This window comes from Burkholderia sp. BCC1638 (assembly GCF_902833195.1).
GTDB classification, from domain to species: domain Bacteria; phylum Pseudomonadota; class Gammaproteobacteria; order Burkholderiales; family Burkholderiaceae; genus Burkholderia; species Burkholderia diffusa.
Window position 1 is genome coordinate 1 of the sequence record NZ_CADFEC010000170.1, and the last position, 223, is coordinate 223.

The 223-nt window shown below is 78.9% G+C and carries 1 pseudogene; it reads right to left on the bottom strand.

Annotation, left to right across the window (positions count from 1 at the left end):
• Positions 1 to 223: pseudogene (locus HWX22_RS31750) on the bottom strand (collagen-like triple helix repeat-containing lipoprotein); the annotation flags it as partial.

The window sequence follows — 223 nt, forward strand, 5'->3', positions numbered from 1 at the left end:
GGACCACTGCTGCCGCCGGCCACGCCGCCGAGTGCGCCCGTGACGGTGGAGACAAGGCCGGTGACCGGCGCGAGCGGACCGCCGCTGGTGCCGCCCGCCGCGCCGCCGAGTGCGCCGGTGACGGTCGAGACGAGGCCCGTAACCGGGGCAAGCGGGCCGCCGCTGGTGCCGCCCGCTGCACCGCCGAGCGTGCCGGTGACCGTCGTGAGGAGGCCCGTGAGCG